The 22,737-nt window shown below is 63.7% G+C and carries 22 protein-coding genes; 12 read left to right on the top strand and 10 right to left on the bottom strand.

What is annotated here, in order from left to right:
* Window positions 1-2: 2 nt before the first annotated feature.
* Complete coding sequence (locus tag BUQ73_RS10625) at window positions 3-1,706, bottom strand: glutamine--tRNA ligase/YqeY domain fusion protein (RefSeq protein WP_079227874.1); 1,704 nt, start codon at window positions 1,704-1,706, stop codon at window positions 3-5.
* A gap of 244 nt (window positions 1,707-1,950) precedes the next feature.
* On the opposite strand from BUQ73_RS10625, the gene BUQ73_RS10620 reads away from it, so the two are divergent.
* A complete protein-coding gene (locus tag BUQ73_RS10620; RefSeq protein ID WP_079227872.1) occupies window positions 1,951-2,454 on the top strand; it encodes a peptidylprolyl isomerase in 504 nt (167 codons plus the stop codon).
* On the top strand, window positions 2,451-3,173 hold the full coding sequence (locus BUQ73_RS10615) for a UDP-2,3-diacylglucosamine diphosphatase (RefSeq protein WP_079227870.1): 723 nt from the start codon (window positions 2,451-2,453) through the stop codon (window positions 3,171-3,173). The genes BUQ73_RS10620 and BUQ73_RS10615 overlap by 4 nt, the downstream gene beginning before the upstream one ends.
* A gap of 150 nt (window positions 3,174-3,323) precedes the next feature.
* On the opposite strand, the gene BUQ73_RS10610 is transcribed toward BUQ73_RS10615, so the two are convergent.
* Window positions 3,324-5,636 (bottom strand): acylase, encoded by a 2,313-nt coding sequence (locus BUQ73_RS10610; protein ID WP_079227868.1) that lies wholly within the window; start codon window positions 5,634-5,636, stop codon window positions 3,324-3,326.
* A gap of 202 nt (window positions 5,637-5,838) precedes the next feature.
* On the opposite strand from BUQ73_RS10610, the gene BUQ73_RS10605 reads away from it, so the two are divergent.
* Window positions 5,839-6,213: a fe2+ zn2+ uptake regulation protein gene (locus tag BUQ73_RS10605; RefSeq protein WP_079227867.1), complete on the top strand. Its 375-nt coding sequence runs from the start codon at window positions 5,839-5,841 to the stop codon at window positions 6,211-6,213.
* A gap of 35 nt (window positions 6,214-6,248) precedes the next feature.
* Here the strand turns inward: BUQ73_RS10605 and BUQ73_RS10600 are convergent, their stop codons facing one another.
* On the bottom strand, window positions 6,249-6,437 hold the full coding sequence (locus BUQ73_RS10600) for a hypothetical protein (protein ID WP_003248064.1): 189 nt from the start codon (window positions 6,435-6,437) through the stop codon (window positions 6,249-6,251).
* A 149-nt stretch (window positions 6,438-6,586) separates the two neighbouring features.
* On the opposite strand from BUQ73_RS10600, the gene BUQ73_RS10595 reads away from it, so the two are divergent.
* The 4 genes from BUQ73_RS10595 to BUQ73_RS10580 all read left to right on the top strand — a co-directional run bounded on the left by BUQ73_RS10595 (window position 6,587) and on the right by BUQ73_RS10580 (window position 9,015).
* On the top strand, window positions 6,587-7,045 hold the full coding sequence (locus BUQ73_RS10595; protein WP_079227865.1) for a hypothetical protein: 459 nt from the start codon (window positions 6,587-6,589) through the stop codon (window positions 7,043-7,045).
* 231 nt (window positions 7,046-7,276) lie between these two features.
* Complete coding sequence (locus BUQ73_RS10590) at window positions 7,277-7,657, top strand: Mor transcription activator family protein (RefSeq protein ID WP_079227864.1); 381 nt, start codon at window positions 7,277-7,279, stop codon at window positions 7,655-7,657.
* 64 nt (window positions 7,658-7,721) lie between these two features.
* Window positions 7,722-8,384 (top strand): DUF2589 domain-containing protein, encoded by a 663-nt coding sequence (locus BUQ73_RS10585; RefSeq protein ID WP_079227862.1) that lies wholly within the window; start codon window positions 7,722-7,724, stop codon window positions 8,382-8,384.
* A gap of 73 nt (window positions 8,385-8,457) precedes the next feature.
* A complete protein-coding gene (locus tag BUQ73_RS10580; RefSeq protein ID WP_237772766.1) occupies window positions 8,458-9,015 on the top strand; it encodes a DUF2589 domain-containing protein in 558 nt (185 codons plus the stop codon).
* A gap of 6 nt (window positions 9,016-9,021) precedes the next feature.
* Here the strand turns inward: BUQ73_RS10580 and BUQ73_RS10575 are convergent, their stop codons facing one another.
* From BUQ73_RS10575 to BUQ73_RS10565, 3 genes are read right to left on the bottom strand one after another with little or no spacing between them, the layout of a single operon-like run.
* Window positions 9,022-12,696, bottom strand: a complete 3,675-nt coding sequence (locus tag BUQ73_RS10575; RefSeq protein ID WP_079227859.1) for a translocation/assembly module TamB domain-containing protein — start codon at window positions 12,694-12,696, stop codon at window positions 9,022-9,024.
* Window positions 12,693-14,435 carry an autotransporter assembly complex protein TamA gene (locus tag BUQ73_RS10570; protein ID WP_079230525.1) on the bottom strand — a complete coding sequence of 581 codons (1,743 nt, stop codon included), beginning with the start codon at window positions 14,433-14,435 and terminating at the stop codon, window positions 12,693-12,695. The genes BUQ73_RS10575 and BUQ73_RS10570 overlap by 4 nt, the downstream gene beginning before the upstream one ends.
* A gap of 53 nt (window positions 14,436-14,488) precedes the next feature.
* Window positions 14,489-15,139: a GNAT family N-acetyltransferase gene (locus BUQ73_RS10565; RefSeq protein ID WP_079227858.1), complete on the bottom strand. Its 651-nt coding sequence runs from the start codon at window positions 15,137-15,139 to the stop codon at window positions 14,489-14,491.
* Between the two features lie 164 nt (window positions 15,140-15,303).
* On the opposite strand from BUQ73_RS10565, the gene xthA reads away from it, so the two are divergent.
* Window positions 15,304-16,116, top strand: coding sequence for an exodeoxyribonuclease III (gene xthA, locus BUQ73_RS10560; RefSeq protein WP_079227856.1), 813 nt, complete (start codon window positions 15,304-15,306; stop codon window positions 16,114-16,116).
* A 287-nt stretch (window positions 16,117-16,403) separates the two neighbouring features.
* Here xthA and BUQ73_RS10555 read toward each other — a convergent pair whose 3' ends face one another.
* Together BUQ73_RS10555 and BUQ73_RS10550 are read right to left on the bottom strand one after the other, a co-directional pair.
* A complete protein-coding gene (locus BUQ73_RS10555; RefSeq protein ID WP_079227854.1) occupies window positions 16,404-17,156 on the bottom strand; it encodes an anti-sigma factor family protein in 753 nt (250 codons plus the stop codon).
* Window positions 17,153-17,674: a sigma-70 family RNA polymerase sigma factor gene (locus BUQ73_RS10550; protein ID WP_079227853.1), complete on the bottom strand. Its 522-nt coding sequence runs from the start codon at window positions 17,672-17,674 to the stop codon at window positions 17,153-17,155. Before BUQ73_RS10550 ends, BUQ73_RS10555 begins: the two co-directional genes overlap by 4 nt.
* A 130-nt stretch (window positions 17,675-17,804) precedes the next feature.
* Between BUQ73_RS10550 and BUQ73_RS10545 the strand changes: the two genes are divergently transcribed.
* From BUQ73_RS10545 to BUQ73_RS10530, 4 genes are all read left to right on the top strand, one after another.
* Entirely contained in the window at window positions 17,805-18,851 is a 1,047-nt protein-coding gene (locus BUQ73_RS10545; protein ID WP_079230524.1) for a catalase family peroxidase, read from the top strand.
* Entirely contained in the window at window positions 18,848-19,381 is a 534-nt protein-coding gene (locus BUQ73_RS10540) for a cytochrome b (protein ID WP_079227851.1), read from the top strand. Before BUQ73_RS10545 ends, BUQ73_RS10540 begins: the two co-directional genes overlap by 4 nt.
* A gap of 86 nt (window positions 19,382-19,467) precedes the next feature.
* Window positions 19,468-20,673 carry an MFS transporter gene (locus BUQ73_RS10535; protein WP_079227849.1) on the top strand — a complete coding sequence of 402 codons (1,206 nt, stop codon included), beginning with the start codon at window positions 19,468-19,470 and terminating at the stop codon, window positions 20,671-20,673.
* A gap of 79 nt (window positions 20,674-20,752) precedes the next feature.
* Complete coding sequence (locus BUQ73_RS10530; protein WP_027916793.1) at window positions 20,753-21,298, top strand: cupin domain-containing protein; 546 nt, start codon at window positions 20,753-20,755, stop codon at window positions 21,296-21,298.
* Between the two features lie 38 nt (window positions 21,299-21,336).
* Here BUQ73_RS10530 and BUQ73_RS10525 read toward each other — a convergent pair whose 3' ends face one another.
* Together BUQ73_RS10525 and BUQ73_RS10520 are read right to left on the bottom strand one after the other, a co-directional pair.
* Window positions 21,337-21,930 (bottom strand): 2-hydroxychromene-2-carboxylate isomerase, encoded by a 594-nt coding sequence (locus BUQ73_RS10525; RefSeq protein ID WP_079227847.1) that lies wholly within the window; start codon window positions 21,928-21,930, stop codon window positions 21,337-21,339.
* Window positions 21,931-21,956: 26 nt separating this feature from the next.
* Entirely contained in the window at window positions 21,957-22,688 is a 732-nt protein-coding gene (locus BUQ73_RS10520) for an SDR family oxidoreductase (protein WP_079227845.1), read from the bottom strand.
* Between the last annotated feature and the right edge of the window lie 49 nt (window positions 22,689-22,737).

The following is a 22,737-nucleotide window of genomic DNA, read 5'->3' as shown; positions in this document are numbered from 1 at the left end:
CCTTAGCTGCCCCAGGAGTCACGCAGGGTGACGGTGCGGTTGAACACCGGGCGACCCGGCTGGCTGTCCTTGAGGTCGGCGCAGAAGTAGCCTTCGCGCTCGAACTGGAAGCGGTCTTCAGGCTGTGCCTGGCCCAGCGACGGCTCGGCGCGGCAGCCGCTCAGCACCTGCAGCGAGTCCGGGTTGATGTTGTCGAGGAAGCTGCCGCCATCTTCGGTCTTCTCCGGGTTGGCGGAGCGGAACAGGCGGTCGTACAGGCGCACTTCGCATTCGACGCTGCCTTCGGCCGGCACCCAGTGGATCACGCCTTTGACCTTGCGGCCTTCCGGGTTCTTGCCCAGGGTGTCCGGATCGTACGAGCAGCGCAGCTCGACGATGTTGCCGTCGGCATCCTTGATCGCCTCGTCGGCGCGGATCACGTAGCTGCCGCGCAGGCGCACTTCACCGGTCGGCTCCAGGCGCTTGTAGCCCTTCGGCGGCTCTTCCATGAAGTCGTCGCGGTCGATGTACAGTTCGCGGGCGAACGGCAGCACGCGCACGCCCATGTCTTCCTTCGGATGGCGCGGCAGCTCAAGTTGCTCGACCTGGCCTTCCGGGTAGTTGGTGATGACCACTTTCAGCGGGCGCAGCACGCACATGGCGCGTGGCGCGGTGCGGTCCAGGTCGTCACGGATGCTGAACTCGAGCATCGACATGTCGACCACGCCGTCGGAGCGGTTGGTGCCGATCATGTCGCAAAAGTTGCGGATCGACGCCGGGGTGTAGCCGCGGCGGCGGAAGCCCGACAGGGTCGACATGCGCGGATCGTCCCAGGCGCTGACGTGTTTTTCGTCTACCAGCTGCTTGAGCTTGCGCTTGGACGTGATGGTGTAGTTCAGGTTCAGACGGCTGAACTCGTACTGACGCGGGTGCGCCGGTACCGGCAGGTTGTCGAGGAACCAGTCATACAGTGGGCGGTGGCCTTCGAACTCGAGGGTGCAGATCGAGTGGGTGATGCCTTCGATGGCGTCCGACTGACCGTGGGTGAAGTCGTAGTTCGGGTAGATGCACCACTTGTCACCGGTCTGGTGGTGGTGGGCATGGCGGATGCGGTACAGGATCGGGTCGCGCAGGTTCATGTTCGGCGAGGCCATGTCGATCTTGGCACGCAGCACGCGCTCGCCGTCCTTGAACTCGCCGGCCTTCATGCGCGCGAACAGCTCGAGGTTTTCATCGACGCTGCGCTCGCGGAACGGGCTGTTCTTGCCTGGCTCGGTCAGGCTGCCGCGGTATTCCTTGGCCTGATCAGGGGTCAGGTCGCAGACATAGGCCTTGCCACGCTTGATCAGTTCAACGGCCCAGTCGTGCAACTGGTCGAAATAGTTGGAGGCATAGCGCACCTCGCCGGCCCAATCGAAGCCCAGCCACTTGACGTCGCTCTGGATGGCATCGATGTATTCCTGGTCTTCCTTGGCCGGGTTGGTGTCGTCGAAGCGCAGGTGGCAGACGCCGCCGAACTCCTTGGCCAGGCCGAAGTTGACGCAGATCGACTTGGCGTGGCCGATGTGCAGGTAGCCGTTGGGCTCCGGCGGGAAACGAGTGACGATGCTGCTGTGCTTGCCCGAGTCCAGGTCGGCCTGGATGATCGGCCGCAGGAAGTTCGCAGGGACAGCGGGGGCGCCTTTGGCAGCGGCGTTGGGCGCGTTGTCGGCAGTGGGCTTGCTCATAGGATCCTTGAATGCACGTGTCCGGCCTGGGTAGGCCGATTGAATCAAAGGGCCTATCATAGCCGAAGCAGTCAAGCTGCTGACAGCCGGGCACCGACAAACTGGCGCGATTTATCGCGAACCGTGCAAAATGGCCGCTGCGCGCGCCATCAACATGTGTCGCGGTGGCCCGATCCTGCGTCTGGTGACTACACGCGCCCTGCGCAGCCTATTTCCTGTATGCCTTGAAAGAGCGAATTTCAGCATGTCCAAAGTCAAACTGAGCACCAACCACGGCGACATCGTCCTGCAACTGAACGCCGAGAAAGCCCCGCTGACCGTGGCCAACTTCATTGAGTACGTCAAGGCCGGCCATTACAGCAACGTCGTCTTCCACCGTGTGATCAAGGGCTTCATGATCCAGGGCGGCGGTTTCGAGCCAGGCATGAACGAAAAGCGTGACAAGCGTGCCAGCATCCAGAACGAAGCCGACAACGGCCTGAAGAACGACAAGTACACCATCGCCATGGCCCGCACCATGGATCCGCACTCCGCCTCCGCGCAGTTCTTCATCAATGCCTCCAACAATGACTTCCTCAACCACAGCGGCAAGAACACCCAGGGCTGGGGCTACGCCGTATTCGGCGAAGTGATCGAAGGCCGTGAAGTCGTCGACGCCATCGAAAAAGTCGCCACCGGCTCCAAAGCTGGCCACCAGGACGTGCCTAAAGAAGACGTGATCATCGAGAAAGCCGAGATCATTGAGTGATCCTGCTGATCTCCGATCTGCATCTGCAAGAAGAACGCCCGGACATCACCCGGGCGTTTCTTGATCTGCTCGACGGCCGCGCCCGTCACGCCAAGACGTTGTACATCCTCGGTGACTTCTTCGAAGCGTGGATCGGCGACGATGCCATGACCCCGTTCCAGCAGTCGATCTGCCAGGCCTTGCGCCAGCTCAGCGACAGCGGCACGGCGATCTACCTGATGCACGGCAACCGCGACTTCCTGATTGGCCAGGACTTCTGCACCGCTGCCGGCTGCACCCTGCTGGCCGACCCGAGCGTGATCGAACTGGGCGGTGAGCAGGTATTGCTGATGCATGGCGACACCCTGTGCACCCGCGACCTGGCCTACATGAAGATGCGCCGTTACCTGCGCAACCCGGTGAGCCTGTGGATCCTGCGGCATCTGCCGCTGGCCTCCCGGCAGAACCTGGCGCGCAAACTGCGCAGCGAAAGCCGTGCGCAGACGCGCATGAAGGCCACCGAAATCGTCGACGTCACGCCGGAAGAAGTGCCAAAGGTGATGGCAGCGCACGGTGTTCGCACGCTGGTGCATGGCCACACCCATCGGCCGGCGATCCACAAGCTGGTGGTGGAAGGCGAACCGGCACGGCGCATCGTGCTGGGGGATTGGGACCGCCGGGGCTGGACCCTGCAGGTCGATGGGCAAGGCTTTGCCCTGGAACCGTTCGAGTTTTCCTGACAGATCAAGTTGACTTCTTCGCGGGTGAATCGGGGCGCCGAACCGCCGCTCCCACAGGTACTGCACCAAGGCTGCAGGCAGTGAGATCCTGTGGGAGCGGCGGTTCGGCGCCCCGATTTACCCGCGAAGAGGCCGCTGCAGGCTAAAGGCTCAAGGCCGGCTGGCCACGACCCCTTTATCCCGCTCACTGATCACATACTGCCGATACTCAGGGTCCGCCTTGATCTGCGCCTCGGTAAACGGTATCGGTGCCAACTGCTTGGCCGCAAACGCCTTGGTCTGGTCGTTGAAATGCGCCGAGCCGGCTTCGCTGGACTGCGAAAATGCCAGCAGGCCACGTGCCTGCGGCCCGTTTTCCGTGAAACTCACCAACTGCAGGTAGCTGGTACCGCTGACCACCAGGCGCTTGCCCGGCCCATGCGGCACGCTGAACATCGCGTTGTAGACACCCAACTGCTGCGGCCCTCCCGGTACTGGCGTGCCATCGGCAGCCTGCTGGATCTGCCCCCAACGGCTGCCCTCCTCCACATCCGCCTTGGCCACTTGCTGCAACGAGGCCAAGGCCGCTTCGCGCAACAGTTTGCGCACAGCTGCCTGCTCTACCGCCAGGCCACGCGGAGTGTGCTGCGGGTCTGCCGGGTCGAACGCCACGCGCCAGCTCTGCGGATATTTGGCCATGGCCTCGACCATGTTCTGGAAATGCACCAGGCCGACACCACTGTTCAAATCGGCCTTGCCATTCCAGCTGGCGAGGCTGGAGCACACGGCCTGCAGGTCTGCCTCAGCGCCTTTGCACCACTGCAGCAGGTCGGGCAGCACCAGATTGGCCAGGTACACTTCGTCATCCAGCACCATGCGCTGCAGGTCATCGACACTCAGCTTGGCGCTGCCTTGCAAGCGCTCCAGGGCGAAACGCCCACGCATGCCCAGCGGTTGGTCGTTGCGGCTGATCAACGGCGAGAAACCCGTCAGTGGCTGGGCCGGGTTGGCCATCCAGGCCGGGTCGTTGGAGTTCTGCACAAAGTCGTCACGTTCCAGGCTCGGCAACATCCGCGCCGGGAAGATGCCAGGCTGCGCGGCCTGGGCATCGACCTTCCATTGGCAGGCGCTGCGCGACCCGTCCAGTACGACCAAAGGGCCTTGCGCCGCCGGGTTGCTGCATGCGCTCAGCAGTTGCTGATCGACATAAGGCACCACGGACTGGTTCAGGTACAGCGCCTTGCCTTGGGCATCAACCGCCAGGGTGTTGACCCACGGGATGCCCTGCAGCTGCTCGATAGAGCCCTTCAGAGCATCCAGGCTGTCGGCACGGTTGATGCGGTACCACTGCTGCAGCACACGCGTATTGTCCAGGTTGGCATCGCGCAGGCTATAGGCCGCCTTGGTATCCCAGTCCAGCCGGCCTGGCCACTGCACCACTGGCCCGAAGCTGGAGCTGTAGACCTGGCGCTCAACTTTATTGAGCGTGCCATCTGCGGCCTTGACCGTGACGCTCACGGTCTGCTGCGCCATGGGTACGGACTTGCCATCCTGCAGGTAGTGGGTCGGGTCCTTGGGGTCCAGTTGCAGGCGGTACAGGGTGAAGTGCTTCGAAGTATCCACCGTGTGCGTCCAGGCCAGGTGGCGGTTGAAGCCGATGTTCACCACAGGCAGGCCAGGCAAGGCGGCCCCCATCACATCCAGCTTGCCTGGGATGGTCAGCTGCATCTGGTAGAAACGCATCCCGCCCATCCATGGGAAGTGCGGGTTGGCCAGCAGCAGGCCACGGCCATTGGCCGAGCGCTGCGCCCCCACTGCCACGGCGTTGCTGCCGCGCTCTGAGGCGAAACGCTGCTGCTGGGCCAGCGCCACGTCAAAGGCCGGTGTTGCCTGCTGGGCTGCAAGCTTGGGCGGCTGAGCGCCCGCCAGCGCTTCGGCGAACTGGCCCACGCCCCCTTCGGCCAACAGCCGGCGGGTCAGTTTGACCAGGTCCTGGCTGGTGATCGGGCGCACCCACTGGCCATCGCCACATTCCGCAGGCAGGCCTTGGCTACGCCGTTCGGCCAGGGCTCGATTGAAACCGCTGGCATAACCTTCCAGCAGTTCACGCACCTGTGCTGGCTGGGCCTGCATGAAGGCACTGACTGCCGTCGGTGTATTGAGCCAGGTGAAGAACAGGTCGCTGGCCAGGTTGCCACGTTGCTCAAGGGTCACGCCCTGGGCGCCGAAATAACGCGAGCGCTCACCATTGACCGTCAGCACTTCATTGGCCAGCAGGCACAGGTTGTCCTGGGCATAGGCATAGCCAATGCCATACCCCAGGCCGCGCTCGTCCTTGGCGACGATATGTGGCACGCCAAAACTGGTGCGGCGGATCTGCGCGCTGGCATCAGTGCTGGTTTCCCGCGCCTGCACGGCTACGCTGGAGGCGACCAGGGCAGCCGCCAGGCTGGCACAGGTCAAGGGACGCGAAATTGGCAACACGGGCACTCCTCGGATTCAGGGGGTCATTCCCGATCAGACGAATGGCTGGATGAAAATTTTACGCGCACGGGTGCCGCAAACCGTCTTTAAGAAAAACCGGCAGAAACTTTTTTCAGCAGGAAGCTGCAGATTTGCCGTTCTCATTCGTCCTAATCAGTGAGGCACCCATATTTCGGGACAGTCCACGAAAAGGAGCATTCACATGTACAACCCGCAACCCTCATTGCAGACCGGGCGCGCTCCGGGCAAGGCGGCCAATGGAGCGGCCGCCTGCGTGGACGATCGTGCCGGCAACACGCAGATTCGCGAGCTGCTGCGTAACTACGGCCTGCGTACCAGCCTTATACGCCTGAAGGTGATCGACGCGCTGTACAACGCAGACCGCACCGGGCGCAGCATTGGCGTGCGTGGCGTGCATGCGCAACTGGAACAACTGGACATACCGCTGTCGTTCCTGAGCGTGCGCGAGGTGCTCAAACGGCTGTGCACGGAGGGCGTGATCAGCCTTGGCAGCGACAAATGCTACAGCCTCAAGCCAGAAGCGCGCGCCGTGCTCGAGCAACCCTTGCCGCGCTGACTGAAGGCCGGCCTGGCGTGGCCGGCCGGCAGCCGTCAGGGTTTGACCTTGCGCCGCAGAATCCCGTTGATCACGACTACGACCACGGCAATGGCAATGGCCAGCATCTGGAAGGTCTGTTCACTGATCGTGCCTTGCTTCTGCAGATGCGACAGGCCCAGCATGAGGCCCAGAACCACCAGGATGATCAGAAGCGAGTATTTGAGGCGCTGCACGTGTGTCATCGAAAAATCCTTCAACATCGGGGGCATTTGGCTCGCAATGAGCAGGCGCAATGATACAACGGCCATGGCTTGCGGCGCTGCATTTCCTGCTTAGCAGGGCGAACCCGGCCTGAAAGCATTGGGTCTCCCCAATCCATGCTGGAGGCACCATGCGCAATTTCGCGCTGTTCATCATGCTGCTCACCCCCGCACTTGCCACTCATGCCCTGGACACCCGCCAGACACCGCCCGAACAATTGCTCCAGCTAGGCAGCCAGCTGGCTGGCCAAGCAGGCAGTAGCCAATGGCAACAGCTTTGGCAAAGAACCCGCGATGCCGGGCACTTCAAGGCCGCGTCCAGCCATGCCTACTTCACCATCCCCCATCCGCTGCTACCAGAACTGGCTCGGCAGACCTTGGCGCGCGCGGATCAGGTCGAGACCGTGAACAGTACCCTTGCCCGCTATCGGCGCACCTTTCCTGACAGGGTCATCGGCATGCTCGATGAGCAGCCGTTGTACAGCCTTTGCCTGATCATCGACTGGCGCTCCCTGCCGCAGGCACAGGCAAGTAAAGCGCACGCCAACCTGAGTGGAGCAAGCCTGCTGAACAGTTATCCATGCAAATAAGGGGGCCGGCACTTAGCTGCACGGTGGAAAAGCAACCCAACGTGAAATCGGGCCTGCACGGCAGCAATGAGGCATCGTCCTACACCGCGCGACATCGTTGCCTGCAAGCCCTGCTCATCGAAGCTACAACTGCCAGCCCACTTGGCGCCTAGCGACAGTTTCATCGCTCCCCGAGAATTCCCCCATGCCAACTACAGGCATCGCGCCCCATCAACCGCGAGGAAGTCTCATATGGAACTGCCAGATCTCACCTCCATCGACATCGGCCAGTTACCGCATTCGTTGCAGGCCCTGATCGAATGCATCGGCCTTGAAAACGCCTACCAGATGACCTGTGCCTACGGCGGCAGGCCCAAGTACATACCTAAATATCGAGAGCGCACCAAGCTCGCCGACGTACTCCCGGCCGATGCCCTCGATGCCTTGATCAAACGCTTTGCCGGCGTGGCCCTGGAAATTCCCAAGGCAGACCATTTCCTGCGCCAGCTTCGCAACCTGCAGATCCAGAAAGAAAGCGCCAACGGCCTGTCACGCAGCCTGCTGGCCAACAAATACGGCCTGAGCCTGCGCCAGATCGGCAACATTCGCCGTCAGGAGCAATGCGCTCGCTGACGGCACTCACCCTCGGCCGCCCGTAGCGGCCGCCCCCCAACCCTTGAGATAAGAGAAGACCATCATGTCCATCGACAACAGCCTCATCGGCTCGGTCGTCAATGCCTTGCCCATGGACCGCATGATCGCTGCGCCGCTGCAGGCCATGGTCCAGGCGCAGGTGACTGCCAGCAAATCCTATGCGGATTTCCTCATGCAGGTGTGCGTACAGGACGGCAAAGCGGTTGCCATCCAGTTCGACTACGACGAAACCATCGTTGACGAACAAGGCGAGTACAAAGGCGTCGTCAGCAAGTCCATGAAGGTGCCGCTGCTGGCAGCCATCACCCACCCGAACATCTCCATCGATGAAGGCAACGTCGAATTCGAGATGACCATCAGCCAGATGGCCGAAGACTTCAGCGAATCCAGCAAAAGTGGCGAGATGGCTGCCTCATTGGGCTGGGGCCCTTTCAAGCTGGATGTGAAAGGCAGCATCAGCAGCAAGTCCACGCAAACCCGCAAGACCGATACCCGGGCACGCTATGCGTTCAATACCTCACTGCGTCGCCAGGATCCACCAGAAGCCATGATGCGGGTGATCGATTTCCTCACCGAAGCCGCCACCAAGCCGACCGTGGTCAAGTCCTCAACCTTGGACAGCCAGGAGTCGATTTCCCAGGCTGACACCCTCAAGACCCCACCTGCCATAGAAAGTAATGCTGGCAAGAGTCCCACTATCGATTGATTGTCATCCCGCTACGTGATTGTTCGCCCCGCACCTGCCAGCGGGGCCTCTTGCTGCCTCAGGAGCCCGCCCCTTGGACAACCCACCAGCCCCCATGACCGCCCTCGACCTGCGCGATATTACCCGCGGCCTTCAAGAGGCCGCTGCTGCCACCAACAGCCTGATTGCGCAGCAGTACATCAACCTGTTCGACCAGTTCTTCGACTGCGACACCCAGGCACTAGGGAGCCCGATGAAGGCCAAGATGGTCGAGGTAGCGATGGACGACAGGCACGTGATGCGGGTGCCACTGTTCGCCTTGGTAGCGCCAAAAGGCCTGACCCTGGAGCGCATGCAGGTGGACCTTTCGGTACGAGTAAACGCTACTGAGGGGCTGCGCGCTCTACGTGAGGAATGTGAACAGGCCAGCGCTGCCAGCTTCAAGGTGACGATCGGCGCGCAGGGCCGCCAGGGCGAAGCCCGGGACCCTGACGAAGTGCAGATACGCATGCAGTTTCATGCCAGCGAACCACCCGAGGCGCTCAACCGCCTGATCGAGGAGTACACCAAGCTGATCACGCCCATACGCAAGCCTGACACGCCTGCACCTGCCGAAATCAACGAGTTCGTCGAGGCCGCCACCGTACGCTGACGCCCCTCAGAAGTCGCGTTTGTAGAAGATATCCAGAGAACTTGCCAGCCCACTGGCGGCCTCCAGATACACCTTCTTGCTCAACTTATAGCGCAACGCAATGGTATTGGCAGGCTCGAACACCCCCACCCCATAGCGCAAGCTGAGCTTCTCGGTCAGGTTGCCACTGGCCACCACGCTTGTGCTGTTACCGGAGCCTTCGGTGTCCAGCTGGAAGTCATCGATCCCCAAGCCGGATGCCAGGCTGCCGGTAATCCCGGCACTGCCCGCCAGGCCCAGGCCCAATGCCGCTTCGGCAAGCATATTGTTGTCTTCCCCCGAGGTCCCCAGCGGGCGCCCCAGCACCAGATAGGACAGCGCCTGCTCCTGGCTCATGGCCGGTTCCGAGAACACTGTGGTATTCGGCTGCTCGGCACTGCCACTCAGGCGAATACCGGCAATCACATCGTCTACCTTGCGGATGGCCTCGATATCCAGATAAGGCTGATCGATCGGCCCGGCGAACAGCAGCCGGGCGCGGCGAATGGTCAGGCGCTGGCCGTAGGCACGGTAGCGGCCATCGGCCAGGCTCAGCTCACCACGGGTGTCCATGTTGTCGCCAATGTGCACATGGCCGAGCAGGTTGGCGGTCAAGCCGAAGCCGCTGAACGAAAGCTTGTCCTGCCCCACGACCACATCAATGTCCATGGCCATCGCCATGGGTGGTTTGCCCTCTTCGGTCTGGTGGCCGACGATCACCGTGTCATCCGATACCTTGACGGTCGAGGGTGGCAACTCGCGCACGGTGATCTTGCCTTTGGGCACCAGCACTTTGCCGGTCACCGCCAGTTTGTCGTCGATCAGGCGCAGGTTAAGGTCTGGCGCGACTTCGAGCGTGGCATAGGGCTCGACCGTCACGGGCAACTGCTGCCCCTGCAGGCGCAGGTCCATGCCCAATGCCTGGCCCCAGGTCAGGTGGCCGTTGAGCTGGCCGCGCCCGGTATCGCCGCTGCGCCAGCCTCCGTTGAGCTGCACCTGCTCGCCGGCGATAGAGGCCTGCAGCGACAGTTCCTGCAGGCTGATCGGCAACTCGGCACCGCTGACCTCGCCACCGCTGAGCATCAGGTTGCCGTTGACCTGAGGCGCAAGCAAGGTGCCTGTCAGGCGCCCACTACCATTCAATTGCCCCGTCAGGCGTTCGACCATCGGCACGAAAGGACGGGCGATAGACAGGTCCAGCCCGGCCAGGCGGAAGTCACCCGACAGCGGTTTGCCCTTGCCCAGCGGGTCGAGGCGCGTGTTCAGGCTCAACTCGCCCAGGCGTTCGCCGCGAAAGTTCAGCCGTGTATCGACCCGGCGTGGCGCCAGGGTGCTTTCCAGACGCAAGCTCTGATAAGGGAAGTCGATCCAGTGACCCTTGTCACGAACGCGCAACGTGCCACCACTGGCATCGACACTAACGGTGCCTTTCGGGCCACTGGCCGGGATATCCAGGTTCACGTCGGCATTGAGCATACCCTGCCAGGCGAAGTCCTTTGGCAGCCATTGTGCCAGGCTGTCCAGCGGGAACTGCTTGAGGTGATAGCGCAGGCGCGGCTCGGGCGCCAGGCGCTGGTCCTCGCCGCACAGGCTGGCCTGGCCAGAGCGCCAGCAATGGGCGCCGAAATCCAGTTGCCCACTTGCCAGCCGCTGCAGGCGGGCCGGCGCCTGCAACTGCCAGTCCTGGCCGCCAGCCTGGATCCTGCCGCTGGCCAGGCGGCCGCGCCAGTCGCCTTTGTTCAACTGGCCATCCAGGCCCAGGTCAAGCTTGAGCTGTGGGCCATCCAGGGCCAAGGTCAGTGCCTGCTGACGAATGTCACCCTTGCCATTGGCCTGCAAGGTCCCCAACAGCGTGTCGCCCAGGCGGATACCGTTGGCCTTGAGATCAAGCACCCCGCGCTGGGCGCTGTCCAGGCGCGCCTCCAGGTCAAGCCGCTGGATGCGGTTTTCTTCCTGTGCCAGTTGCTGGCCCTGCAAGGTCAGGTTGCCCTGCGGCGCGTTCAGCGTACCGCTGACGTCCAGACGGCCCTTGACCTGCCCTTGTAGCCTCGGCCACAGCTGGCCCAGCCGCGGCAAGTCGAGGTCGACACGCCCGGCCAGGCGCTGCTGCAGGCTGCCGCTGCCATTGATACGGTTATCACCCAGTTGCACGGCCAAGGCGCCAAGTGTCCAGTTCTGCCCGGCACCTTGCGCCTCGACCTTGAGCACCGCCGGTTGCCCGCGCAGGCGCCCCTTGAGGTCGAGCTGGGCATCCAGGCTGAGCTGTTCACCTTTCATTTCACCCTTGCTGCGCAACGGCCCCGCCAGGGTCCCGGGCAGCTCGGCGAGCCAGTAGGCAGGGTCCAGGGCCGACAGTTGCAGGTCGACGTCCCACGCCAGGGTATCGGCGAAACTCACTGCAACACTGCCAGCCGCCTTGCCCTGCCCGGCAGTCAGCGCCAGCTGTGGCAGGCGCACCTGGCCCAGGTCACCTTCGAACGGGCTGGCCAGGGTGAACGCACCTGCCGGGCCGTCGAGGTCACCGTTGAAGGTGCCGTTGTAGTTGCCATCGCGGTATTGCACCTGGGCATTGAACCGCTTGAGTGTCACTTGCGGCGGAGTTTCGAGCGGGTACAGGCGCAGCCATGGGAAATCCTGCCAGTCGAGCTGCGCGTCAGCCTTCAGGCCTTGCTGCCAGTCAGCACTGGCCTGCAGCTTTACGCGCTGGTTATCGCTGGCCGTCAGGTCCAAGGCATCCAGCTTGGCGCCCTTGGCGTCCACCTTGCCGGCCAGCGCCAGGGCGATCGGTGCCTGTTCGGCCGGCAAGCTGGCGGTGCCGGACAGTTGATAGCCCTTGAGCAGATCACCCTGGGCATCCAGCACGAGCTGATTCAACTGCAACGTGTCGGGCAGCGAAGCCGTTGGTTTGAAGGCATCAGAGCGAATCTGCAGTTTCGCCGGCAGGTGTTCGGCAAGGGCCTGTACCGTTCCGCTCAGGCGGGCATCAAGGTAGCCGCTGCTGGTGGCGTCGAGGATGAGGGACTTCTGCAGTTCGCCCTTGGCGTTCAGCGCCAGTTGCCAGGCCTTACCCTCCACCGCCGGCAACTGCACTTGCCCTTGCAGTTGCAGCGGCCAGTCGCCCTCAGGCTGCAGGTCACCCTGCACATCCACACGCAGATCGTCACGTTGCAGCTGCAGGCTGTCGACGCGCAGGCCAGTTGCATTCCAGTGCGCCGCCAGATGCAGGTCCCCCAGCAGGTCGCTGCCATCCAGGCGCAACTGGCCAACCTTGACCTCGCCCACTTCGATAGCCAGCGGCAAGCGCAGCGTCGGCAGTTGTACAGGGCCGCTCTCGGCCGGCTCGTTACTTGGCGCAAACGCCATGTCGACGCGCCGTGCATGCAGTTGCTCGATACACAGCGTGGCCCGCAGCAGGCAAGCGGGCGACCAGTTGAGCAACGGTGCCTCGACTTCAACCCGGTTGCCGCCGTCGACCCAGCTCAAACGGCTGGCCTGCCAGGTGCCCGCCAGGCGCCCCTGGAAATCGTCGAAGGTCAGCCCAGGTACGCGGCCCAGTGCCCAACGGCTGCCGCTTTCGGTCCCCAGCAACAGGCCCAGGGCCAGGGCCACCAGCAGCACACTGCCGAGCATGCCCAGCAGAATGAATTTGAACACACGCATCACAGCTCGGGCCCCATGGAGAAGTGCAGGCGAATTCCGCCGTCGTCATCGAGCGCCTTGGCCAGGTCCAGGCGCAGCGGCCCTACCGGCGACACCCAGCGCACACCGATACCGACCCCGGTCTTGAGGCTTGGCAGCTCCAGGGTGTTGAACGCGTTGCCCTGGTCGATGAAGGTTGCCACCCGCCATTTTTCGGCCAGCGAGTACTGGTACTCGACACTGCCCGCGACCAGGTAACGGCCACCGATACGGTCGCCATCGCTGTTCTTCGGCGACAGGGTCTGGTAGTCGTAGCCGCGCACGCTCTGGTCACCACCGGCGAAGAAGCGCAGCGACGGTGGAATGTTGTTCTTGTAGCCGTTGGTGGCACTGCCACCAAACTGCACCCGGCCGAGGAAGCGGTGGTTGTGGCCGAGGGTGGTCAGGCCCTTGAGCAGGACATTGCCATGCAACAGGTTGGTGTCGGACATCAGCCCTTCCTTGGCCACCTGGGTGTCGAACTGCAAGCGGTAGCCGTTGTGCGGGTCGATGCGGTTGTCACTGCGCAGGTATGAAAAACTCACACCCGGCATCAACAGGTTGCTCAGCCCCGAGTCATCGCCCAGGCGATATTCTTCGCGCTGATACTTGAGCGAGATCACCCGCTGCCAGCCGCTGGGCAGCTTGCTGTGCCACTCCGGGCCGACGGTCAGCAGCTTGCTGAGGGTGTCGGTGCCGGCGATTTCTTCGTTCTGGTAGCCGCCGGCGAAGCGCAGTTTGTCGGTCAGGGGCGGATCGAGGGGCACGTCATACCACAGACCGACGTTTTGCCGCGGTGCCGACAGCTCGGTCTCCCAGCCATAACTGTGCCCTTGCGGGTTGACCCAGTGCCGCGTCCAGTTGGCCTTGCCGCGCGGGCCGACGTCGGTCGAAAAGCCCAGGCCGAGGCCCATGGTGCGTGGTTTGCGGGTTTCGAGGCGTACATCCACGGGGATGTCTTCACCGACCGCCGCAGTGGGTGCGGCATCGACCCGCACACCTTCAAAATAGCCACTCGACTGCAGGTCGTTGTTGAGCCCGGCGATCAGTTCGGAATCGTAAGGCGTGCCGGGCTTGAACGAGACCATGCGTTGCAGCAGGTCTTCGTCCAGCGGCGTGTCACCGCTGAATTTCACTGCCCCGAGGCGATAGCGCGGGCCACTCTGGTAAACCAGTTCGATGTCGGCCACGCCCGCCTGCGGGTCGACGGCCAGACGCTGGCGCGTGAAGTGGCCACTGAAGAAGCCATAACGCGAAGCCTGGTTCTGGATCAGCCGTTTGGCATCCTCGTACAGGCCATGGTTGAGCTGCTCGCCCGGCCGTAATGCCCTGCTGTCAGGCACGCGAAAGGCCTTCATCTCGCTGGCCGGCCCTTCGATGCGCACAGTCACGTTGCGCAGGCGCACAGGCTCACCGGGGTCGATCTTGATGATCAGTTGGGGGGATTGATCAGCCTTGGCAGGCGGTTTGACTTCGGTGTCGACCTGCGCCTGATAGTAGCCAAGTGCCTGCGCGGCCTTGCGCGCCTGCTCCTGAGCCCCGCGACTGAAACGCAGCAGCGCTTCTTCATCGCGGTCACCAAGGTTACCGATATAGCCTTCGACATTGGCCTTGAGCTCCTTGTTGGCTGGTTTTACCTTCACCAGCAACTCGCTCTGGCCCCATGCTGCGAAACTGGCGGCCCAGAAAGCCAGGCCCCAGATTAGTCTTCCTGAATACGTCATGCGGCGCATGCTACCAGAGCCAGGCGCTCAAGGGAGGCGCCTGGCGGCCCACTTCAGGCAATTGATGACATGGATGACACCGGATTGGGATGAAAAAACACCCGTTCCCGGATTGGCCCTACAGCCACCTCGCCAATCTCTTCGTAGCCCTGGCGCGCGTAAAAGGCCAGGTAATGCTCGTTGCCAGAGTCCAGCACCACACCCTGGGTATTGGGGTCTTCCGCGCACCAGTCATGAACAGCTTGTAACAATTGTTCACCGTAGTGGTGACCACGAAACTGTGGATGCACGCCCAGCAGCGGCAGCATGTGCACCTGCCCGGTCGGCAGGCAGCTGGCCAGCGCTGCCTGGTAATCCATGTAACGCCGGGTACAACGCTGGCCGGTACCTAGCAGCATGCGCAAGCGCCAGGCCCAGCTGTCGGCCACACCCAGGCGGCGTTGCGGCGGCACGATCAGGGCCAGGGCGATCAGCCGATCTTCCAGCAGCAGGCCGATGGCCGGCAGCTGCAGATAGAAGTGCTGGCGCACCCACTCGCGCACCATCACCCGTAGCCGGCGTTCGTAGCCTGGCCGCTGGCCCTCGAAGATATAGGCAAAGGTCGGTTCGTGCCGGTAGGCGTTGTACAGCAGCGAGCGCGCTTCACGGCTGTAGCCGTCATCGAGCGTGCAGATACGTGCCTGGGCGGCAGTGGCTTCGAGCATGGCGGGCAGTCCTCCTGGAAAGGGCATATTCAGTGCCTTGGAGGTGCTCCACTGCGCATCGTTCACCTCCACCAGCACGTTAGCAGTGCCTGAACGAGGCTGCCATGCTGGTGATGAACGCCGATGTCGGCTAGCATCCGGCCTTTTACCAGGATTGTCTTTCCATGAAGATCGTCTGTTTCAACATCAACGGCCTGCGGGCCCGCCCGCACCAGCTGGCGGCGCTGATCGAAAAGCACCAGCCGGACGTGATCGGCCTGCAGGAAACCAAGGTCAGCGACGATCAGTTCCCCCTGGCCGATGTCCAGGCCCTGGGCTACCACGTGCACTACCACGGCCAGAAGGGCCACTATGGCGTCGCCCTGCTCTCGCGCCAGGCGCCGTTGAGCCTGTTCAAAGGCTTTGCCACGGATGAGGAAGATGCCCAGCGCCGCTTCATCTGGGGCACCTTCGCCGATGCCGACGGCAACCCGATCACGGTCATGAACGGCTACTTCCCGCAGGGCGAAAGCCGCGACCACCCGACCAAGTTCCCGGCCAAGCAGCGCTTCTACAGCGACCTGCAAGCGCTGCTCGAAGGGCAGTTCAAGAACGACCAGCCGGTACTGGTGATGGGCGACATGAACATCTCGCCCCAGGACTGCGACATCGGCATCGGCCCGGACAACGCCAAGCGCTGGTTGAAGACCGGCAAGTGCAGCTTCCTGCCAGAAGAGCGCGAGTGGATGGAGCGCCTCAAGGGCTGGGGCCTGGTAGACAGTTTCCGCCACCTGCACCCGGAAGTGGCCGACCGCTTCAGCTGGTTCGACTACCGCAGCCGCGGCTTCGAGGACGAACCCAAGCGCGGGCTGCGCATCGACCTGATCATGGCCTCCCAGGCCCTGGTGCCGCGGATCAAGGCAGCCGGTGTGGACTATGAGCTGCGCGGGATGGAAAAACCTTCGGACCATGCGCCGATCTGGCTTGAGTTGAGTTGAGTGATGTGGGGCATGCCGTCAGGGATGTGGCGCCGGTGAGATCGAGCGCCGCCCGCGCGGCGCATCGCGGATGAATCCGCTCCTACATCTGTTGCAACGTGCCGAACCTGTAGCGCCATGGTCGCCTGCCTTGCCGCATGCCTTGAGCCCTACAAACAAGGCTGACAACCATGGCCTGACAGGCATGGCCACGTTGCAACAGATGTAGGAGCGGATTCATCCGCGATGCGCCGCGCGGGCGGCGCTCGATCTCAAAACCTCTGCATTCCTCAAGCCCTACCCACCCGCTACAACCCCAACCGCAACGCCTCCCCCACCCCCGCCCCACGCCCATCGTCCGCCGCGCTGACCAGGGCAAAGTTGTACGCCCCGTGCGACCAGTAGCGCGCTTCCAGCTGCCCATCGACCCGCTGCCCCTGGGGCATGCGCTGATAGCGATCACCCGGCGAGCGCAGGAACAGGCTGATACGCTGGCCATTGCGATCCTGGAACACCAGCAGCGCCGCCGGCCCCTGCTCGTTGCTGAGCAACCGCGCCCCGACCGGCTGAAAACCATACCCCGCCAGGTCCGGCAACTGCCCCACGCGGCTGAAGTGCCGGCCCAGCCAATCGCGCAACTGTGCCGGGTCACTGGCCTGGATATCCAGCGCTTCGCTGCCGGCGAACAACCGATGGGCCTGCACTGCATCGGCCATCGGCAGCTCATTGCCGGCCAAGGTGACCTGGCGTGCTTGCCAGCCCCCCAGCCCGCCGACGCCCAGCGTCAGCAACAACACCGCTGCCGATGCCAGGCGCCGCTGCCGGCGCTGGCGCACCCGCTGCTGCACCTGGCGCAGGTCGAGCGTCGCCACACCCGGCTGCTCACCAAAGCCGGCCAACGCCGCGCGCAGGCGCCGGGCATCGTTGCGCCAGGCCTCGACCCGCGCCGCTTGCTGCGGATTGGCCGCCAGCCAGGCCTGTACCTCGGCACGCCGCGCCGGCTCCAGGCGGTCGTCGACAAAGGCGTGCAGTTCGTCTTCACCAGGAATCAGGCGTGTCATTTGAGTCTCCGCAAGGCCGGCGGCTGGGGGTTGCCCTCGGTCAGTTCACGCAAGGCAGCACGGGCTCGCGACAGCCGCGACATCACCGTGCCAATGGGGATTTCCAGGGCCGCTGCGGCCTCCTTGTAACTGAGCCCCTCGATGCTGACCAGCAACAGCAAGGCCCGCTGCTCGGTGGACAGATGGGCGAAGGCCTGCAAGTCGGCCTGGGCCAGCACGATATCCTCGGTATTGTCGCCCACCGCTTCGTGCGCCACTGCGCCGCGGCCGAACCACGACAGCCAGCGGGCGTGCAAGCGTTCGCGGCGCTTACCATCGAGAAACAGCCGATACAGGATGGTAAACAGCCAGGCGCGCAGTGCCTCGGCTTCGCGTTGCTGGCCGCGGCGGCTCAAGGCGCGCTCGACCGTGGCCTGGACCAGGTCGTCGGCGCTGCCGGGTTCGCGGGTCAGCCACAAGGCAAAGCGGCGCAGGCGCTGCAGCAGCTCACGCCACTGCTGTTCGTCCAGATCGTGCATGGTCAGGTACCGGGCGCTGGGGTTGTCAGTGTATGGGGCAGACGCCTGGCGAGAAAATCTATTCCCGCTGATGGAATAAGTTTTTCCCTGCCGCGTCGTACGGGCACCTTCACTGAACCGGATGACCACCATGAACTCACCCTTGCAAGGCCCCGCCAAGGCGCTGCGCCTGGCCGGCATAGGCGCCGTGATGCTGGCGCTGGGCGCCGGCTTTGCCTATGCGGCCGGCTGGATCGGCGGGCCGCAGCTGACACCGCAACGCATCATCGATACCTTCGAGGCCCAGGCCGGCCACTATCCGGGCTACCGCAAAAACCACGCCAAGGGGCTTTGCATCAGCGGCTACTTCCAGCCCAGCGGGCGGGCCGCAAACTTGTCGACTGCCCGGGTCTTCAGCCAGGCGCGGGTGCCGGTGATTGGCCGCTTCGCCATCGGCGGTGCCAACCCGTTTGCCCCGGACACCGGCGTGCCGGTGCGCAGCCTGGCGATCCAGCTGAGCACCGATGACGGCCAGATCTGGCGCACCGGCATGAACAACCCACCGGTGCTGGCGGTCAGCAACCCGCAAGGTTTCTACGACCAGGTACTGGCAGGCGCCCCCGACCCGGCTACCGGCAAGCCAGACCCGGCAAAGCTGCAGGCATTTTTCGCTGCCCACCCGGAAAGCGCAGCGTTTCGCCAGTGGGCGGCCAGCTACAAACCCAGCGACAGCTTCGCCAGCACCCAGTACCACAGCATCAACGCCTTCCGCCTGATCGATGCTAGCGGCAAGGCGCAACCGGTACGCTGGCAGCTTGAACCGCAAACGCCATTCAGCGCATTGCCCGGCCAGGTCGATGACAAGCAGTTCCTTCAGCACGACCTGCAACAGCGCCTGGCGCAAGGGCCGCTGCGCTGGACCCTGCGCCTGGTCCTGGCCGACCAGGGCGATGCGGTGGACGACCCGGCCCGCCCATGGCCGGCTGAGCGGCGCAGCGTCGATGCCGGCACGCTGGTGGTGGAGCAGGTGGACGCTCCCGAGCAAGGCGCCTGCCGTGACCTGAACTTCGACCCGTTGATCCTGCCCAGCGGCATCGAGCCCTCCGCCGACCCGATCCTCGCCGCCCGTTCGGCCGCTTACTCGGAATCCTTCAACCGCCGCAGCCGCGAGTCTCTCGGCGCAGGAGCACAGCGATGAAACCTGAAGTCTTCCACCCGTTGGCACGCCTGGTTCACTGGTTGATGGCGATCCTGATCATCAGCATGCTGTTCATCGGCGTGAGCATGGTCGGTGATCTGTCACCGCGTCACCCACTGCTGGTCGAACTGCACAAAGCCACGGGCCTGGCACTGCTGATACTGGTTATCGTGCGCATAGGCCTGCGCCTGGGCTTGCCACACCCTCCGCTGCCAGCCGATTTGCCAGCCTTGCAGCGCTTTGCCGCAGGCGCCTCGCATTTGCTGCTCTATGGCCTCATGCTGGCCATGCCCTTGCTGGGCTGGGCGATGCTATCGGCAGGTGGCTATCCACGCCCCCTGCAACTGCCGGCCATCGCGCCGCACGACCTGCAGCTATATGCCGTGCTGCGCCAGGCGCACGGCTGGGCCGGCTATCTGCTGTTCGCCACCGTGCTGGTACATTTGGGGGCGGCGCTGATGCATGCACTGGTGCGTCGGGACGGCGTGTTGCGTAGCATGTGGCCAGGCCCCGTGCGGCGCAGCGAATGAAAGGCTGATACCCGGGCGGGGTCGACAAAAAGCAATAATTCTCATTAAGCTCGACAACTTTCTGTCGACTCGCCCTGGACTGCCCGATGAACGCCGCAAAGGACCCTGCCCTGCTTACCCCTGCAAACACCCTGGACATGCGCCCGCTGCTGCTGGCCAACATGGCCTGCACCATGTCGATGATGGCTTTTGTCGCACTGATCGGGCCGATCTCGCGCCTGCTGGGCATGGCCACCTGGCAAGCTGGCGCGGCGGTGACCGTGGCCGGCGTGGTCTGGGTGCTGCTGGCACGCCCATGGGGGCGGTTGTCTGACCGCCTGGGCCGCCGCCGTATCCTGCTGCTGGGCAGCGCTGGATTCACCTTGGCCTACTGGCTGCTGTGCCTGTTTGTCGAGGGGGCGTTGCGCTGGCTACCGGGGGCGGGCCTGGCGTTTTTCGGCCTGATGCTGGCCCGCGGTTGCATCGGCGCCTTCTATGCCGCCATCCCGGTGGGTTGCAACGCGCTCATTGCCGACCATGTCGAACCACAACGCCGGGCGCGGGCCATGGCTTCGCTGGGCGCGGCGAATGCCGTCGGCCTGGTGGTGGGGCCCGCGCTGGCGGCGGTGCTGGCACAGCACAGCCTCAGCCTGCCGTTTCATGTCATGTCGCTGCTGCCGGCCAGCGCCTTCCTGGTGCTGCTGTTCAAGCTTAAACCACAGCCCCTTGCGCAGAACCATGCGCCCAGCCCCGTCCGGCTCAGCGACCCACGCCTGCGCCGGCCATTGCTGGTGGCGTTCAGCGCCATGCTCAGCGTCACGGTGTCGCAGATCGTCGTCGGCTTCTTCGCCCTCGACCGCCTGCAGCTGGCGCCGACTGATGCCGCCCAGGCTGCCGGCATCGCCCTGACCACCGTCGGGGTGGCGCTGATCCTGTCGCAGGTGTTGCTGCGCCAGCTGGAGTGGCCGCCGTTGAAGATGATCCGGGTCGGCGCCAGTGTTTCGGCACTGGGGTTTGCCTGTGGCGCACTGGCCACCACGGCGCCGTGGCTATGGAGTTGCTACTTTGTCGCCGCAGCTGGCATGGGCTTCGTGTTCCCGGCGTTTTCCGCGTTGGCGGCCAATGCCATGCAGGCCTCGGAACAAGGCGCCACCGCAGGTTCCATTGGTGCAGCCCAGGGCATGGGCGCGGTGATCGGCCCACTGGCCGGGACGCTGGTCTATGCCGTGGACCCGCGCTTGCCGTTCCTGGCGGTGGCGCTGTTGCTTTTGCTGGTCGGGCTATGGCCGCTGCCGCGCGAGCAACGGGCCTGACAAGCACAGCGCGCAAGCGCGCAGAGTGTGTTTTAATGCGTCGCTAATTATTTTAAACACCTCTGATTACAAGGCGGCTATGGACACGGGGACGCGACTCAAACTGGTGCGTGAACGCAACAACCTCTCCCAACGGGAACTGGCCCGCCGCAGCGGGTTGACCAACTCGACGATCTCGCAGATCGAACAGAACCGGGTCAGCCCGTCGGTCAGCTCCCTGAAAAAACTCCTCGAAGGGATCCCCATGACCCTCGCCGAGTTCTTCAGCTTCGACGAGCCGGTGCGGGAAGAGCGCTTCGTGTTCCGCGCCAGCGAGCAGCCGGACCTGGGCCGTAATGGCCTGCGCATGCTGCTGGTCGGCGCCAGCGTCGAAGCCCGGCAGATGCGCATGCTGCGCGAGCTCTACGCGCCGGGTGCCGACTCCGGCGAGCCGATCGTGCATGCCGAAGGCGAAGAATGCGGCCTGGTCACCCGTGGTACGGTGGAGCTGTGGGTCGATGGCCAGGTGAGCATCCTCAACTCGGGCGATGGTTACTACATCCCCACCACCCTGCCTCACAGTTTCAAGAACATTGGCCAGGACGAGGCGGAAATCATCAGCGCCAACACCCCGGCAAATTTCTGAATCCAGATTGGCCTCGCCCTTGGCGAGGCCATCCAGCCTCAGCGAGCCAGCGCTTCTTCGACGAAATCCAGGCGATCCTGGCCGAAGAACATCTCGCCCTCGACGAACACCGTCGGTGCCCCAAACACTCCACGCGCCACGGCCTCTTCAGTCACCCGCTTGAGCTCAGCCTTGACCTCGCCATCCGCCGCCAGGGCATGGAACGCCGCTGGGTCGAGACCCGCCTGGCTGAGGGTTTCATCCAGCGTCGCAGCATCACTCAGGTTGCGCTTTTGCTCCCATAGCCCCCTGAAGAGTGCCCCCACCAATGCGTCGAACTGCCCGGGTGAACGAAGCTGCATGCCGATCACGCCGCGCATCAGGGTCAGCGTATTCACCGGGAACCCAGGCGGCATCCCGAACGGCACGCCGTAACGGCGGGCGTATCGCCCGAGATCGGTGAACATGTAACGGCCCTTGGCAGGGACCATCGCTGGCGAAGCGTTGCCGGTAGCCTGAAACACGCCGCCCAGCAGCATTGGCCGGTACACCAGGGTTGCGCCATTTCGGGCACAGAGGGTGGGCAACTGGGTCCAGGCCAGATAACTGGCCGGGCTGCCCAGGTCGAAGTAAAACTCCACGGTCTTGCTCATACGTCACACTCCTTGGTCAGTCAGGCTTACCAGCGCTCCATCCAAGGGCGCAGGTCCAGTTCGAAGGTCCAGGCATCGCGGGGCTGGGCATGCAGGAACCAATAGCTGTCGGCGATGTGCACCGGGTCGAGAATGCCGTCCTGGTCCTTCAGCGCGTAGCGCTCAGGGAAACTGTCGCGGATGAACGCAGTATCGATGGCGCCATCCACCACCACATGGGCAACATGGATGTTCCGTGGCCCCAGCTCCCGCGCCATGCTCTGGGCCAAAGCGCGCAACCCGTGCTTGGCGCCAGCGAACGCCGCGAAACCGGCAGCACCTCGGGTACCCGCGGTGGCGCCGGTGAACAGGACCGTGCCGCGTTCACGGGTGACCATGCGCCGGGCCACGGCCTGCGCCGTGAGGAAGCCAGCGAAGCAGGCCATTTCCCAGATCTTGAAATACTTGCGCGGTGTCTCCTCGAGGATGCTGCACGGCACATTGGCGCCGATATTGAAGACAAAGGCCTCGATCGGGCCGATATCACGCTCGATGGTTTCGACCAGCTCGGCAACCTCTTCTTCCTTGCGCGCATCCGAGCCGAAACCATGGGCCTGGCCCCCTTCAGCGCGGATTTCATCGATAAGCGGCTGCAGCTTTTCGGCCTGGCGGCGGGTGACGCAGGCGACGTAACCCTCGCGGGCAAAACGTTTGGCGATCGCACCGCCCGTGGCGTCCCCGGCACCGATCACCAGCACCACTTTTTGTTGTTCTGTCATGTCTGCCTCCATTGATGAATGATCGTTTAGTAAACGAACGCTATGTTAT

The organism is Pseudomonas putida (assembly GCF_002025705.1).
GTDB lineage: Bacteria > Pseudomonadota > Gammaproteobacteria > Pseudomonadales > Pseudomonadaceae > Aquipseudomonas > Aquipseudomonas putida_J.
This window is presented reverse-complemented; position numbering and strand designations above follow the sequence as displayed.

What these genes read in the sequence shown, in the direction of transcription:
- BUQ73_RS10600 (WP_003248064.1), bottom strand. Translation starts at nt 6,437, where the DNA reads ATGACACACGTGCAGCGCCTCAAATACTCGCTTCTGATCATCCTGGTG.
- BUQ73_RS10520 (WP_079227845.1), bottom strand. Translation starts at nt 22,688, where the DNA reads ATGACAGAACAACAAAAAGTGGTGCTGGTGATCGGTGCCGGGGACGCC.
- BUQ73_RS10620 (WP_079227872.1), top strand. Translation starts at nt 1,951, where the DNA reads ATGTCCAAAGTCAAACTGAGCACCAACCACGGCGACATCGTCCTGCAA.
- BUQ73_RS10555 (WP_079227854.1), bottom strand. Translation starts at nt 17,156, where the DNA reads ATGACACGCCTGATTCCTGGTGAAGACGAACTGCACGCCTTTGTCGAC.
- xthA (WP_079227856.1), top strand. Translation starts at nt 15,304, where the DNA reads ATGAAGATCGTCTGTTTCAACATCAACGGCCTGCGGGCCCGCCCGCAC.
- BUQ73_RS10590 (WP_079227864.1), top strand. Translation starts at nt 7,277, where the DNA reads ATGGAACTGCCAGATCTCACCTCCATCGACATCGGCCAGTTACCGCAT.
- BUQ73_RS10565 (WP_079227858.1), bottom strand. Translation starts at nt 15,139, where the DNA reads ATGCTCGAAGCCACTGCCGCCCAGGCACGTATCTGCACGCTCGATGAC.
- BUQ73_RS10550 (WP_079227853.1), bottom strand. Translation starts at nt 17,674, where the DNA reads ATGCACGATCTGGACGAACAGCAGTGGCGTGAGCTGCTGCAGCGCCTG.
- BUQ73_RS10525 (WP_079227847.1), bottom strand. Translation starts at nt 21,930, where the DNA reads ATGAGCAAGACCGTGGAGTTTTACTTCGACCTGGGCAGCCCGGCCAGT.
- BUQ73_RS10535 (WP_079227849.1), top strand. Translation starts at nt 19,468, where the DNA reads ATGAACGCCGCAAAGGACCCTGCCCTGCTTACCCCTGCAAACACCCTG.
- BUQ73_RS10625 (WP_079227874.1), bottom strand. Translation starts at nt 1,706, where the DNA reads ATGAGCAAGCCCACTGCCGACAACGCGCCCAACGCCGCTGCCAAAGGC.
- BUQ73_RS10605 (WP_079227867.1), top strand. Translation starts at nt 5,839, where the DNA reads ATGTACAACCCGCAACCCTCATTGCAGACCGGGCGCGCTCCGGGCAAG.
- BUQ73_RS10540 (WP_079227851.1), top strand. Translation starts at nt 18,848, where the DNA reads ATGAAACCTGAAGTCTTCCACCCGTTGGCACGCCTGGTTCACTGGTTG.
- BUQ73_RS10545 (WP_079230524.1), top strand. Translation starts at nt 17,805, where the DNA reads ATGAACTCACCCTTGCAAGGCCCCGCCAAGGCGCTGCGCCTGGCCGGC.
- BUQ73_RS10530 (WP_027916793.1), top strand. Translation starts at nt 20,753, where the DNA reads ATGGACACGGGGACGCGACTCAAACTGGTGCGTGAACGCAACAACCTC.
- BUQ73_RS10585 (WP_079227862.1), top strand. Translation starts at nt 7,722, where the DNA reads ATGTCCATCGACAACAGCCTCATCGGCTCGGTCGTCAATGCCTTGCCC.
- BUQ73_RS10595 (WP_079227865.1), top strand. Translation starts at nt 6,587, where the DNA reads ATGCGCAATTTCGCGCTGTTCATCATGCTGCTCACCCCCGCACTTGCC.
- BUQ73_RS10570 (WP_079230525.1), bottom strand. Translation starts at nt 14,435, where the DNA reads ATGACGTATTCAGGAAGACTAATCTGGGGCCTGGCTTTCTGGGCCGCC.